The 12466-nt window shown below is 45.8% G+C and carries 14 protein-coding genes; 6 read left to right on the plus strand and 8 right to left on the minus strand.

The window, feature by feature from the left end; translation table 11 throughout:
- Positions 1–30 precede the first annotated feature (30 nt).
- A complete protein-coding gene (locus tag OLMES_RS02705) occupies positions 31–636 on the plus strand; it encodes a hypothetical protein (RefSeq protein ID WP_087459836.1) in 606 nt (201 codons plus the stop codon).
- A gap of 497 nt (positions 637–1133) precedes the next feature.
- On the opposite strand, the gene OLMES_RS02715 is transcribed toward OLMES_RS02705, so the two are convergent.
- Complete coding sequence (locus tag OLMES_RS02715; RefSeq protein WP_087459838.1) at positions 1134–2117, minus strand: transposase; 984 nt, start codon at positions 2115–2117, stop codon at positions 1134–1136.
- Between the two features lie 360 nt (positions 2118–2477).
- Here OLMES_RS02715 and OLMES_RS27890 point away from each other — a divergent pair, with 360 nt between their 5' ends.
- Positions 2478–2951, plus strand: a complete 474-nt coding sequence (locus tag OLMES_RS27890; RefSeq protein WP_157678119.1) for a hypothetical protein — start codon at positions 2478–2480, stop codon at positions 2949–2951.
- 216 nt (positions 2952–3167) lie between these two features.
- Here OLMES_RS27890 and OLMES_RS02720 read toward each other — a convergent pair whose 3' ends face one another.
- A complete protein-coding gene (locus tag OLMES_RS02720) occupies positions 3168–3464 on the minus strand; it encodes a type II toxin-antitoxin system RelE family toxin (protein ID WP_087459839.1) in 297 nt (98 codons plus the stop codon).
- Positions 3454–3702: a type II toxin-antitoxin system Phd/YefM family antitoxin gene (locus OLMES_RS02725; protein WP_087459840.1), complete on the minus strand. Its 249-nt coding sequence runs from the start codon at positions 3700–3702 to the stop codon at positions 3454–3456. Before OLMES_RS02725 ends, OLMES_RS02720 begins: the two co-directional genes overlap by 11 nt.
- Before the next feature lie 347 nt (positions 3703–4049).
- Here OLMES_RS02725 and OLMES_RS02730 point away from each other — a divergent pair, with 347 nt between their 5' ends.
- Entirely contained in the window at positions 4050–5387 is a 1338-nt protein-coding gene (locus OLMES_RS02730) for a Fic family protein (RefSeq protein ID WP_087459841.1), read from the plus strand.
- Between the two features lie 108 nt (positions 5388–5495).
- Here OLMES_RS02730 and maoP read toward each other — a convergent pair whose 3' ends face one another.
- Positions 5496–6212: a DUF413 domain-containing protein gene (gene maoP, locus OLMES_RS02735; protein ID WP_087459842.1), complete on the minus strand. Its 717-nt coding sequence runs from the start codon at positions 6210–6212 to the stop codon at positions 5496–5498.
- A 179-nt stretch (positions 6213–6391) separates the two neighbouring features.
- Between maoP and OLMES_RS02740 the strand changes: the two genes are divergently transcribed.
- Complete coding sequence (locus OLMES_RS02740) at positions 6392–6541, plus strand: MerR family DNA-binding transcriptional regulator (protein WP_157678082.1); 150 nt, start codon at positions 6392–6394, stop codon at positions 6539–6541.
- A complete protein-coding gene (locus OLMES_RS02745) occupies positions 6541–8196 on the plus strand; it encodes an IS200/IS605 family accessory protein TnpB-related protein (RefSeq protein WP_087459843.1) in 1656 nt (551 codons plus the stop codon). Before OLMES_RS02740 ends, OLMES_RS02745 begins: the two co-directional genes overlap by 1 nt.
- Positions 8197–8225: 29 nt before the next feature.
- Here OLMES_RS02745 and OLMES_RS02750 read toward each other — a convergent pair whose 3' ends face one another.
- Complete coding sequence (locus tag OLMES_RS02750; RefSeq protein ID WP_198343200.1) at positions 8226–9032, minus strand: lipase family protein; 807 nt, start codon at positions 9030–9032, stop codon at positions 8226–8228.
- 314 nt (positions 9033–9346) lie between these two features.
- Between OLMES_RS02750 and OLMES_RS02755 the strand changes: the two genes are divergently transcribed.
- Positions 9347–9634, plus strand: coding sequence for a DUF1244 domain-containing protein (locus tag OLMES_RS02755; RefSeq protein ID WP_087459845.1), 288 nt, complete (start codon positions 9347–9349; stop codon positions 9632–9634).
- A gap of 48 nt (positions 9635–9682) precedes the next feature.
- Here the strand turns inward: OLMES_RS02755 and OLMES_RS02760 are convergent, their stop codons facing one another.
- The 3 genes from OLMES_RS02760 to OLMES_RS02770 form a co-directional block, all read right to left on the minus strand.
- Entirely contained in the window at positions 9683–10231 is a 549-nt protein-coding gene (locus OLMES_RS02760) for a YbhB/YbcL family Raf kinase inhibitor-like protein (protein ID WP_087459846.1), read from the minus strand.
- Between the two features lie 104 nt (positions 10232–10335).
- A complete protein-coding gene (locus OLMES_RS02765; protein ID WP_087459847.1) occupies positions 10336–11130 on the minus strand; it encodes a helix-turn-helix transcriptional regulator in 795 nt (264 codons plus the stop codon).
- An 81-nt stretch (positions 11131–11211) separates the two neighbouring features.
- Positions 11212–12399 (minus strand): GNAT family N-acetyltransferase, encoded by a 1188-nt coding sequence (locus OLMES_RS02770; RefSeq protein ID WP_087459848.1) that lies wholly within the window; start codon positions 12397–12399, stop codon positions 11212–11214.
- Between the last annotated feature and the right edge of the window lie 67 nt (positions 12400–12466).

Consider the following 12466-nt stretch of genomic DNA (forward strand, 5'->3'; position numbering starts at 1 on the left):
GTGAGCCGGGCGTTAGGTGAGGAAAGATTAGTGAAATTACCTGAGCAAAGCATTATTGATACATTTGAAGCTGGCCGTTCTACAGAAGGTTGGCTTTTTAATGATCTATATATGCTTTACTACGAGCTTGGTTGTGACAAGCATTTCCTAATCAGGCTGCTAAATAATAAGAATCCATCGGTAGTAAAGGCAGCAAAGCAAATAGAGTCTCAGGAAGCTACGTCGCTATCAATTGAAAAAGACCCTAATGTGATAATGCAAAAATTATCTTTGAGTAAAGGGTCCAAGATTTGTCTTAGGGGAGGATACACCGAGAGTTATAGCAAACCATTTTGGCTTGGTGAGCATGAAGAGTATCAAGCAACTATTATTGATATGATTTCCTTCTCAGAGGAAAAATCGCCAGCACTGGTTGTATGTTTAGACAATGTCATAGATCTGAGCGGTCATGATGGGTATAAATATAAAGGTAGGTATTGCCTTTTATGCTGCAATGATTGGTTTTCGCAAAGGACTCTGAGTGTTTACGTACTAAATGAACCCCCTAATGATATAGCATCATGTTTGGCAGAGCGGCCAAGATCGATTGAAGATCACGCTTCTTGGTACTCTATAAATAGTCACCTAATCGGGTAGCCGTGGGTATCTAGCCCCCAGTCCCCACAACACCCTGATGTAGTCTAATTAAATTGACCATATCATTAGTTCATGCACATGCTGGGTGTACACATTGCCAAGCAAAGCGACGGCTTTTCCGTTGCGGCTTCGCCTTCACTAAAAAGCCGCGCGTGTTGGCGGCGTTTGCCCAAAAAACGATAACCAAAACGATAACCAAGAAACGATAACCAAGAAACGATAACCAAGAAACGATAACCAAACGATAACCAAGACACCCATTCTGAAACGATAACCAAACGATAACCAAGACACCCATTCTTAAGTTCCAATCGACGGGTTACACAAAACATACCCTCACCCAGCACAGGTCGCGTGCAATTTGGGGGTTAAAACAAAATTTATGGTCATGAGGTGTCTGGAATGGGACTGGAAGGGGCATAAATCACAAAACATGAGCGCAAAATGTCCCCAAGTCCGCTCGGTAGTGTTTCAGGATGCCGGGATATACAAGGTGCTTATGTTGGAAACAGACTTCGGCACTGGGCTAATCCGGAAACCCGCCGATGGCCAAGGGCCTTACTGGCGATTTTTACGTGTTTAGCTCTGCCAACGAAGGTCGAGAATAAGGATTCCATTTTGCCTGTGAGTTGAATCCACTGACTTTCGTCGATGTTCAAACGTTGCAATATTGAAGGTAGAGCTGTTGATATCGATCCACGCTTGTCGTCCCGTTGAATTCGCCCGGTCCAATCCACCAGCTCTAGGTAATTCTGCAAACTAAACTGAAGGCCATCTGCTTGGTCTTTTCTAGGGTTTCCAACGAAAGGTAACAGATAATCCGGTTGATGAGGTGCGTCAGCCTTTGCCGCTTTAATCCGTTTTTGAACGGAGGTGTGACTGGATGATTCCGGCGCATCAGCAATACCCGCACGGATCGGGTTTAGGTCGACATAAGCTAGACACGCTGCTAAAGCTTGTTCATCCAATAGCGCCTGACATTTAAACCGGCCCTCCCAGAATCGTCCAGTGCATTGGTCTTCCTGATTGGCTGCTCGAGCAATTGGCTCATTTAATGATCGCATGAACCAGCTGATATCTTGTAAACGCACTCGCCATAGTTTTGCTAAGCTGTTTAATTGATGGTGCTCACAGTCAAGTAATGTATCGCCAGATAAATATCGTTTGGAGAGTGCGTTACCGGCATAAATATGATGCCAACGTTCAATGACTTCTCTTGTGCTCCAGCTTTCAGCTTTCGATTGATTGATTCGAAGTACGGTATGAGTGTGATTTGACATCACGGCAAAGGCACAGACATCAATGGCGAAGGTATGTGCTAACAGGATCAATCGATCCTCAACCCATTGCCTCCGATGTTCATAGCTTTTACCTGTGTATTGATCGACGCCACAGAGGAAACTACGGCGCACGCAGCGGGATATACAGTGGTAGTAGGGGGTAGCGTCGAGTGAAATCTGTGCTTTCCTTGGTTTCGGCATGTCTTCAGGTCCGTTGAAGAGGATGTTTGATCTGGTTGAATATACAGTAATTTGCTTGTGAGTCAATGTTTGGAGTGGGTGTCCTGTTTCGTTTGTACTCCCTTTTCCTCCAGCAAAATGCTGATAGACTCATAGTTAATGTTAGGTACAGCCACTGTTGATCACGGTTACCAGCGTGATAGAAACGAGAAATCGGATGGGCTGGAAATGTAAGGTAACAAGCTGTTAGGCAATAAGAGAGAGGCAGAAGTAATGCTACCATCTGCAATAAAGTGTGACGGTTGCTTGGTTTCATATAATTTCCCTGATCCTTCAAGGGGATTATATCTTTATGCCTTAAACTATGACATAAAGAATCAAATGGTTAAAGATGAAGATTTGGTTTGTATTCCAAAAAAACCTGTTTGGTGTGGGGTATGTAATTCCCCTACATTTGCAGAGGATTTGCGCTCAATTAGAGATTGGGAAGGTGCATATTCATTGATCAAGGTTGGTGAATCTGTTGAGTATCCTATACCTAATGGTCACTTAGACGATAAGGGGTCGGTCATTCCAGAATTCAAAACTCTTTTTTCTATTCGTCAAACTAGGAATGAGCGAGGCAGGTGTTTGTGTTGTGGAGGCTTGCAGTATGCTGATATAGGTTCCCCAGAAACCGGTTTAATACATGAAGAATGTGGCGGTAAGTTTTATCGTCAATATTCAATTCATTCATGTTTATATAAAACTTCAGCATACAAAGTATATTCAAAAGATGGTTTCCAAATTGGTAGATTAAAGCAACATAGTGACATAGAAGGCGTTATGCTTGTTAATGAATGTGGGTATGAATAAACTCGCTCTCTATGCTAAAGAAAGGGAAAAAAGATAACCAAGGCACCCATTCTTAAGTTCCAATCGACGGGTTACACAAGACATATCCTCACCCAGCACAGATCGCGCGCAATTTGCGGGTCAAAACAAGATTTATGGCCATGAGGTGTCTGGAATGGGACTGGAAGGGGCGTAAATCGCAAATTACGAGCGCAAAGATAATTTAGGCGTTATAGCTCACTCGTCCTGCTGAATTCGTGAAAGTGCAATATCATAAACTTCGTTTCTATTTCTTTTTCCGACTGCGATTACAGTAACGATAATCACATCGTCATCAACAGAGTAAACGAGGCGGTAGCCAAGCTGTCGAAGTTTTATCTTATATAGGTTGGAAACACCGGATATTGCCGATGATGGCACATGTGGATTTATCAGGCGTTCTTCTAATTTCTTTTTCAATTGGTCCCGGACAGTGTGTCCAAGCTTTTTCCACTCTTTCAACGCTGACTTTTTGAACTCTAAACTATAGGTCATCAAGGCTTACCTTGACGGTTTCCTCGGTCATTCGCTCTTTTATTATTTTTAATAGTTCAGCATCATCTATTAGTTCCATGAGCGCTTCATAGGCTTGAGCGGGCACGCAATAGAATGCGGGTTCGTTTCTGTTCAGCACGGCGATTGGCATGCCATTTCCGCTGGCAACAACCTTCATTGGATTAGCTTTTAACTCGGATATGCTGGCGGCGATATCTGTAAGTATTTGATAAGTCATAATTCATATCTCTGAAAAGACCATTTAACAGATCTAATTGTAGGTCTTTATGTTGTGATGGTAAATATGCTTAAACGAAAGATAAGATAGCTAAGTGAAGATAACTAAGACACCCATTCTTAAGTGCCAATCCTAGGGCTTCCAAAGAAAGGTAACAGATAATCCGGTTGATGAGGTGCGTCTGCCTTTGCCCCTTTAATCCGCTAAAGCGTGTTAGGTTGGGCAATGTCTGTCCGATTAAGTAAGTAGCCGTGTTTCTGGGAGGGATGTAATGGCTTGAGCTTGACTTTAGTTTCCTGTGGGCCAAAAATAAATTCATTTAACGCAAATATGGAATTTTGAGTTTTATGGCTAAGCCCAGTGTAGAAAGAGCGCCTGGATTTGATCTTGAAATGTTTGACTATCAAGCTGTTAAAGCATTTATTTCGCAATACAAAGAAACAGATGATAAGGGTAGATATCTACATTGGAGTCAACTTAAATGGAGAGTTCCTCAAAAAGACGCCGAGAAAATCTGGTCGGTTGTTAAGTTTAAAAGAGCAATGTTGGCAAAGTTTATCTCCATCGCTGATGACAAGGGGGCGGTTTTTTCCTATGCCATACCGCATTCGATGGAGGCCAAATTACATCAAATTGTCAAAATTGCGGGTGGGAATGTTGGTACCGTAGCAGGAAGTGTTGCATCGGATAAAATTCAGAAAAAATTTCTCGTATCTTCATTGATTATGGAGGAGGCAATTACGAGCGCTCAGTTAGAAGGGGCATCAACCACAAGAGCTGTAGCAAAAAAAATGCTTGAAGATGAGCGTGAACCAGTTGATGAAGATGAGAGAATGATTTTAAACAATTACTCGCTGTTGAAGTACGCAGAAAGGGTGAAAAAAGAAGATCTTTCGTTGGACATGATTCTTGAGTTTCATCGTATCGCAACTCAAAACACCTCCGAGAACAATGTTGTTCCTGGGGAGTTCAGAACGGATAATGACATTTATGTAGAAGGTAATCGGGGAGAAATTGCTCATCAACCGCCTTGTTATAGCAAAATACCAGATCGCCTCCGGGTTTTGTGTGTTTTTGCGAATGCGGATCATAGTGGGTTAAATGGAGGCGTGTTTATTGCACCAGTAATTAAAGCAATAATTCTCCATTTTATGTTGGGATTTGAGCATCCGTTTCGCGATGGGAATGGGCGAACTGCCAGGGCTTTATTTTATTGGTTCATGTTAAAAAATGACTATGATTTGTTTAAGTATGTATCAATCAGCAAGCTGCTCAAAGATGATCCAAAAGGGTATGGACTATCTTATTTGTATACTGAGAAAGACCAGAACGACTTAACTTATTTTATTGACTTCCAGCTTGATATAATCCTTGCTGCATTTGATGAACTCCAGCAGTATCTGCAGAGTAAAACAGACGAATTCCGCGAAGTTGTCGAATTACTGGAAAACTCAAAGTATCGTATGCTCAATTTTGTTCAGAAAGATATTTTGAAAAAAGCGACAAAGGAGCCAGGCAGAATTTTTACGGTAAAAGCAATCTCAAATTCCTATGTGATTTCAGAAAATACCGCGAGAACCTATTTAAACGCATTAGTTAAATATAAATTGCTACTTCAAACAAAAGACGGCAGAACAATACTTTACTTATCTCCAGCCGATTTAAGGGTAAGGCTCACGCATTAATGAGTATTCGTCATGCCCTACGGGGACAAGCACTCCCCCACTATTGAGTGCGCCTTGTTAAGTTAAAACTCCATATGTCAGACAAGGCTGTGCTCTAGTCGACAGGTGTTACTCTCTGATCACCGGTAAGTCTGGATTGAATTTCTTATATTTTAACCAGGCTTTTTCTGCGGGGTGGGTTGCGGGCTGTTTGTGTCTGAGTATGCTAACGAATTGTGTTTGCTCTTCATCCAGGGGTTTTAGTATTCCTTTATCCAAGGCATGGATGTAGTAGCCGAAGTGCTCGATAAAGTACTTTTCCGCTTTGCTGAAATCAGAGTCACGCTCGACTTTGAAGCCCCCTTTTCGAAACCATACCATATGCTCGGGGGGTAAAAGGGTGTTCACGCTTTGTAACTGCTGGATAACGTATTGCACAGTTTCAGGATTGGTCAAAATTTCGGTATGACCAGCGTTGAAGCCGATTTGTTTATAGGTCTGCAATTGGGCCGCCGTGACCAGTTGGCTGTGCAGCGGGACAACGCCATCGTTGTTGGCACCTAGCTTCAGAGTGTTATTGTTTCCATAAGCATAAATGAGCAGGTGTTGCACCTTCTCGGGTAAAGGGCGACGAAACAAATTTTGAACGAAGTCACTGGCCGGGTTCAAATCGCGCCAAGATGGCAACACCAATAAGCCATTCTCTTCACCCGAAGCGGCAGCAGGATGACCCCCGAAAGGGCTGGCGATTGAAATAAATAGCAACTCAGGGGCGGGTGCTTTTTCTGTCAGATTCAGTGCCTCTCGAATGACAATTCCCCCCATACTGTGGGCAACGATGATCATGGGCAGGTATTTGTTGTGGGGAATGACGTCACCAGATAAGAATATATTATAAAAAAATGTCGCAAGCTGGTTTAAATCGGCGCCTGAAGGGCTTTAACAGTTAACGAAATACTTGACTAAACCTATTCATATACAGTAGTTTGTACAGTGTTATTTTCTCATGGATGGAGGTGATGATCATGGCTGAATTTCTATCGATAGGTGCTGCCGCTTTTCTGCTGGGTGTGGCCGTTTCCACCCTTCGTCGCTGGGAAAAAGAATCACGATTTTTCTCAGATTTCCGTACGCCTGGTGGCCATCGTCGTAAAAATCAACGAGCCATCGCCTAGTGGATACGCCAACCAAAACACTCACCTTTGAAACCCGGCTTGATTTGATTCATGAGCAGGATGCGGCATTGTGTCAATATGCCGAGCTGTGGAATCAAGTGAAATTTCGTTGGTTTGCTAACTTACAAAAGCCTAAAGCCCAGCAATTGAATCGTACCCAGTTTATGCATGAAATGGGGATGCCGTTCAGCTATCGGGTATTTCAAGGCGTACGGCAAAGCATTAAAGGGCTAATCCAGTCTTACCAAACCAATCGAAACAACCGATTGGTGACGCTGGACGTTAAAATCAAACAGCTGGAGAAAACACTCAACAAACTAGAGAAGCGCTGTGATCATGTTGCAGAGAAAGGCTGCCCGCAACAGGCGAAACAACTTCGCAACAGGCTACGACAGAAGGAAGTGAAACTGCGTCGTTGGCAGCAAAAGCAGGCCGCCTTGGTGGCTGAAAAACAGGAAAATAAAACCCCCATTTGTTTCGGCGGTCGAAAGCTGCTGAAAGAGCGTCAAGCGTTAGAAACAGGTTCGGCCATTGAAGGCTGGAAACAACGCTGGCACGAAGCACGACACCGTGAATTTCTATTGGTAGGTTCGCATGATGAATCCTGGGGCTGTCAAAATGCCCAGCTATCGCCCAGTGAGCAAGAAGATGCTTACCAGCTAAAACTCCTGGTGCCCCATCAATTACGCGCCACGTTTGGCACGACCATTAACATTGATCACCTGCAATTCAAGCATGGTAAGGCGGCTATTGCCCAAGCCGTTTGGCAGAATCAGGTTAAAAAACTCGATAAATCAATCAAAGGGCAACCCCTGAGTTTTCGATTTAAGCGAGATAAAAAAGGTTGGCGGTTACTCGTTAGCGTGGAAGTGGCAGGACCAACAGCGCAAGCAGAGTGGATCGGTGATGACCAAGGTGTCATCGGTGTGGATGTCAACCCGGATCACTTAGCGGTCGTCGAGCTGGATCGAAACGGTAACCCACTGCAACACCGAACGTTTGACTTACGGTTACACTATAAGAATGATACTCAACGGGCGGCCATTATTGGGGATGCCGTACGCGACCTGATGGACTTTGCCGCACAGCAAAGTAAAGCGGTGGTGATCGAAAAACTGGATTTTCAGCAAAAGAAACGGCAATACCAAAAGCAGGATCATCCTCAGTATGCCCGCATGTTGAATGCCTTTGCTTACGGCAAGATCAAGGACTTGATTGAAACGCAAAGCATAAAACGCGGCATACGCCTTTATCACGTCAATCCGGCTTATACCTCATTACTGGGGCGGATGAAATATCGCGATCGACACGGTTTTTCAGATCACCATGCGGCCGCGTTAGTGATTGGTCGTCGGCATTATGGCTTTAAAGAAAAGCCGCCAAAACAACTCATTGGTATTAACGCGAAGGGTACCGTTAAGACAGAGCATCCGCCTGTAAGGATGGCGCTCGGGGATTATCAGTATTACAACAAACTTCAGCGTTGGTACCAACCACTCGAAAAATCATTAGATTTTCTGAGTGGCTGGCGTCACTTTCGTCGTGTGAATCGGGTTAGTTACTCCGTCGAAGCTCGCCTTGATGGTAGACCGGGCATGAGTCCCGACTTGATTCAGGAAAGCACTCCACTGCTTTCCGTGCACCCTGCGCTGTAGGGATAGGCTCGTTTAAACCATGAGTAGGTTTAAGCAGGTTTATGAAAACGGTAATAAAAAAACCAGGGTTTGTAGCGGCTTCTGTCGCGGTTTTCGATGAGTGAGGAGAATTCTCGTGGGCTGCCATTAATGCCGTGTACAAAAATAACCGGTATTTTATAGCTGAGATCTTCCTCCAACGCATAGAACATGTTCGGGGACGATTCCAGAAAGGCTGCCGGATGGTAGAGTCCCAGAGTCGACATTTCTCTGGAAAAGAAAGGATCGTTCAATGGTCTCAGGCTTCCCGCAGGATAGAAAATTGATTCCTCGATATCCGATGTTACAGGCGCTTCGATTGCTGCAAAATCAACCACACTTGTAGGGCTGTTTAGTTCAATATCCATTTTCCCTAAAACTTTGTTGGGAATGTGTTCCAACGTCACTTCGAGCTGTTTTTGGCCAATGACTTCATCATGTTCGAATTGGTTGTTCCGGTTTAAATCCGCCATGACCAGCAGTTGATAACGCCTAGCCGGGAGGTTAAGGCCATAATGGGTGTTGGGGGTAATATTGAACATGGCGTCGACTCTTTCGTTCTTTTTGTATTGGTCAGAGAAGCCTGCAATAGCCAAAGGATAGTGGGTGTATTGGTGAGTCCCGTCGATAATCTGCCCGAATACAAAAAACGTATCTTGATCAAGCATATGTTTCAGGTTAAGTAACGTCGGGTCGGATTGTTGTAACTTGGCATAGTCTGACTGAATCGCAACATGTTTCATGTAAGTACACCCACCGACCAGTACACTCAGCAGGAGTGGGCATATCTTCAAACACTGGGAAACGTAATCGTTCATAGGGCCGAATTCGAGGGAACAGGGTGGGCGATTAAATTTTGGGTAGTCATATTCGGCGCTTGGACATTGAGTTAAATATAGAATGTCTAAACGGGCTAATCAAAAAGAGTTGATGCATAGTATGGCTAACAAAACTGAAATAGAGGTTTGGCTATGCCTGTCCAATTGAACCATGTCTATTGAGCCTGTCCAATTGAACCTAAGCCATAGCTGTCCTTTTCCTGCCGTCGAGCGTGTATACTGGAGTGCTATGGGCCAATCGACTTGGCTAATGTAATGATGATCGTAAACACCACACAGAGTTAACGCATATTATGACTAACAAAACTGAGATAGAGGCTGCGGTTTTTCGCCGCCTGCTGGAGCATTTGGATTCCCGGAAAGACGTGCAAAATATCGAGCTCATGAATCTGGCGGGTTTTTGTCGGAATTGTTTAAGCAAATGGTATATGGCGGCAGCCGAAGAGCAGGGCGAGCAGGTCGATTATGATGCGGCCCGCGAGTTGGTGTATGGCATGCCTTATGACGAATGGAAACAAAAATATCAGAAAGAGGCGACCGCGGAGCAATTGGACGCCTTTAAAAATAGCCACAGCCATTAACAGCTTTTGTCTGCGCTAGTTCTCGATGTCGAAAGTTGCTCGATGTCGTTACCTGCCGTAGAACGCCGTGATGCTGGCTTTTTCAATCGTGTGGCTGTTGACGAAATAGCCAAACATGGCGCCACTTGCATTGCTATCGAGCGGCAGGGATGCCGTGTCGAGTGCATAGACCGTGAAAATATAGCGGTGTGCCTTGTCGCCCGGTGGCGGACAGGCACCGCCAAACCCTGAACTGCCAAAGTCCGTTCTTCCTTCAATGGCTCCGTTTGATATTTGCGATTCCAGTTTCACGCCTTCAGGGAGTTCACTCGTGGTTTTCGGAATATTGAATGCAGTCCAGTGCCACCACCCCGAGCCGGTCGGGGCATCGGGATCATATACGCTTATTGCAAAGCTCTTCGTCTTCTCCGGGGCATTTTTCCAGCGCAAATGAGGGGATTTGTTGCCACCTTCGCAGCCAAAGCCGCTGAAGACTTGAGTGTTTGGTAAAGTGGCACCATTTTCAATGCTTTTGGAGTCGAGTTGCATTTCGGCATGTGCACTGGCACAAGCCGCTGTCACGATCAGGGTGCTGATACAGGTTTTCAGGTTAAGCATGATTGATACCTCTGCGTTTTGAATACGCTGTGTATTCTACGGCGCGAATATCAGCGCCTCTATCCACTTTCGATCATAGTTTGTGCCGATCTGATCAATCGAGTTCAAGCAGATGCGCTTAACGTTTGGGCTGTGGTTCGAATCATTGACGGGGTTACTCCGAAGCGTTTGTGAAAACGGTCGGAAAAACGGGATTGGGACTGGTAGCCACTTTCCGCGGCGATCCGCCCTATACTCCATTGACTGGTCTGGAGCAAGTACAGGGCATGAGATAACCGCACATCAACCAGTTCTTCGCTGAATGAGGTGGATTCTGCCGCTAACTTACGGCGTAATGTGGCCTCGCTCATCCCGAGCCGGTTGGCGATGGTGCCTGACTTCCAGTTTGCACACAAATCACTCTGGAACAGGGCCCTTATCCGGTCGGCAAGTCGTTCCGGCGTTGGAATTGGCACATAGATCTGCTTCTCCTGCAACCAGAGAATAACCTCCTGAATACGATGTTCAATGATACTGGGTGGGAGTTGTTCGCTGTTTTTGATTGCCGCTACGGCGCGATCAAATGCACTGGTCAGGGCTGGGTCGCTCGGACAGGACAAGCGCCCTTTGGGTTCTGCATATTCATCTGTGGGATGTGACGGGAGCTTGAGTGCAGTCGGTATGCAGATAATTGTGGCCAGATAGTCCCGCTCCGGTTCCGGGATGTTTTCGATGGTGGCGCGGTAGCGCGCCGGGATCAGGCCAATGCCATTCGATGGAATCTGATAGTCGAGGCCATTAACTGAGACATTTTTGGTGCCCTGGTGAACCTGGATTAACAGGTTGTCACTGATCATCAAGTGCCGAAAAGCGGCCTGACGTGCCTGACGGATTAGCGTAGTGGCGGGAGCGGTCATCATTGATTATTGGCCATTTGAGTTGGTTTGTGTATGCAACTATAAAGTATCGGATCGGTCACCAGAGTCAATATTGTGCGGTGATTAATCGGTGCATTTGAACGGGAGCAATGCTTCGGCATCGGATTTATAGTGTTGAATGTGGTGCTGCTCTTCGGATAAGAACTGTTTAACCGCCGTTTGGAACTCCGGATTGACCAGCCAGTGATTGGAGTAAGTGTAGATCGGTGTAAAGCCCCTTTGAATTTTGTGTTCTCCCTGTGCTCCAGGGTCAAAGCGCTGCAGTCCGGTTGCGATACAGAAATCGATGCCCTGATAGTAGCAGGCCTCAAAATGCAGAAAGTTCGCCTCGGCAATACAACCCCAGTAGCGGCCATAGAGTGTCGTGCTGTCCCGGAAACAGAGCGCTCCGGCAATGTATTTGCCTTGATGCTCCGCCAGAACCATGACGATATGTTCTCGCAGTGTCGTGCCGATGGTTTCGAAGAAATCTGAATTGAGGTAACCACCATGGCCGCTACGTTTGGCATAGGTGAGTTGGTAAAACCGGTAAAACTGTTGCCACATGGCCTCGGTGATATCCGCTCCGGTGAAGCAATGCATCCTGATATTCTGATCCTGGACTTGTTGCCGTTCTTTTTTCAGGTTTTTTCGTTTTCGTGAGGAAAATGTACCCAGGTAAGCTTCAAAGCTTTGAAACTGATTATTGAACCAATGAAACTGAACCCCCAGGCGCTGTGGTGCACCGGCGGCTTGCCATAAGTGTGAATCGGCTTCCGTTGGGAATAACAGGTGCCAAGATGAGACGTTGAGCGTTTCCGCTTGTTGTTTCAGGGCTTCGAAGACCTGCCTGTTGATCCGGTTTCGGTCGAATCCGGGTGACAAACAGAGACGTGGCCCGGTTGCTGGTGTGAAGGGGATCGCGCTGACCAGTTTCGGATAATAATCGAGGCCATAGCGTTGATATGCCTCGGCCCATGCAAAATCAAATACATATTCGCCATAGCTGTGCCATTTCAGATACAGCGGCATGACCCCAATCAGCCGAGTTGGCTGTTGCTTCTCGCAGTGGCGGATCAGTAAGTGGTGAGGCTGCCACCCGGATTCCCGGCGAGTGGCACCACTGCTTTCCAGTGCCTGCAGGAACTCATATCGTGTAAAGGGGTAGTCTGTGCCGGTGATCCCGTTCCATTCGGATGCAGTAACCGATGTAATTGAGGTGATAAATTCAAAACTCAGGTCTGCAGGTTGTTCCGGTTGTCCTTGAGGCATTGTTCCGGTTGTCCTTGGGGTATAAGGCTGATTCGGTCACTGAAGCGGATGCAAAGCAAAATCATAC

The organism is Oleiphilus messinensis, from assembly GCF_002162375.1.
Taxonomy (GTDB): domain Bacteria; phylum Pseudomonadota; class Gammaproteobacteria; order Pseudomonadales; family Oleiphilaceae; genus Oleiphilus; species Oleiphilus messinensis.

Coding starts and splice junctions, on each gene's coding strand:
- OLMES_RS02750 (WP_198343200.1), bottom strand. CDS start 9,032: ATGAACGATTACGTTTCCCAGTGTTTGAAGATATGCCCACTCCTGCTG.
- OLMES_RS02765 (WP_087459847.1), bottom strand. CDS start 11,130: ATGATGACCGCTCCCGCCACTACGCTAATCCGTCAGGCACGTCAGGCC.
- OLMES_RS27890 (WP_157678119.1), top strand. CDS start 2,478: ATGGTTAAAGATGAAGATTTGGTTTGTATTCCAAAAAAACCTGTTTGG.
- OLMES_RS02770 (WP_087459848.1), bottom strand. CDS start 12,399: ATGCCTCAAGGACAACCGGAACAACCTGCAGACCTGAGTTTTGAATTT.
- OLMES_RS02720 (WP_087459839.1), bottom strand. CDS start 3,464: ATGACCTATAGTTTAGAGTTCAAAAAGTCAGCGTTGAAAGAGTGGAAA.
- maoP (WP_087459842.1), bottom strand. CDS start 6,212: ATGATCATCGTTGCCCACAGTATGGGGGGAATTGTCATTCGAGAGGCA.
- OLMES_RS02760 (WP_087459846.1), bottom strand. CDS start 10,231: ATGCTTAACCTGAAAACCTGTATCAGCACCCTGATCGTGACAGCGGCT.
- OLMES_RS02730 (WP_087459841.1), top strand. CDS start 4,050: ATGGCTAAGCCCAGTGTAGAAAGAGCGCCTGGATTTGATCTTGAAATG.
- OLMES_RS02715 (WP_087459838.1), bottom strand. CDS start 2,117: ATGCCGAAACCAAGGAAAGCACAGATTTCACTCGACGCTACCCCCTAC.
- OLMES_RS02740 (WP_157678082.1), top strand. CDS start 6,392: ATGGCTGAATTTCTATCGATAGGTGCTGCCGCTTTTCTGCTGGGTGTG.
- OLMES_RS02755 (WP_087459845.1), top strand. CDS start 9,347: ATGACTAACAAAACTGAGATAGAGGCTGCGGTTTTTCGCCGCCTGCTG.
- OLMES_RS02725 (WP_087459840.1), bottom strand. CDS start 3,702: ATGACTTATCAAATACTTACAGATATCGCCGCCAGCATATCCGAGTTA.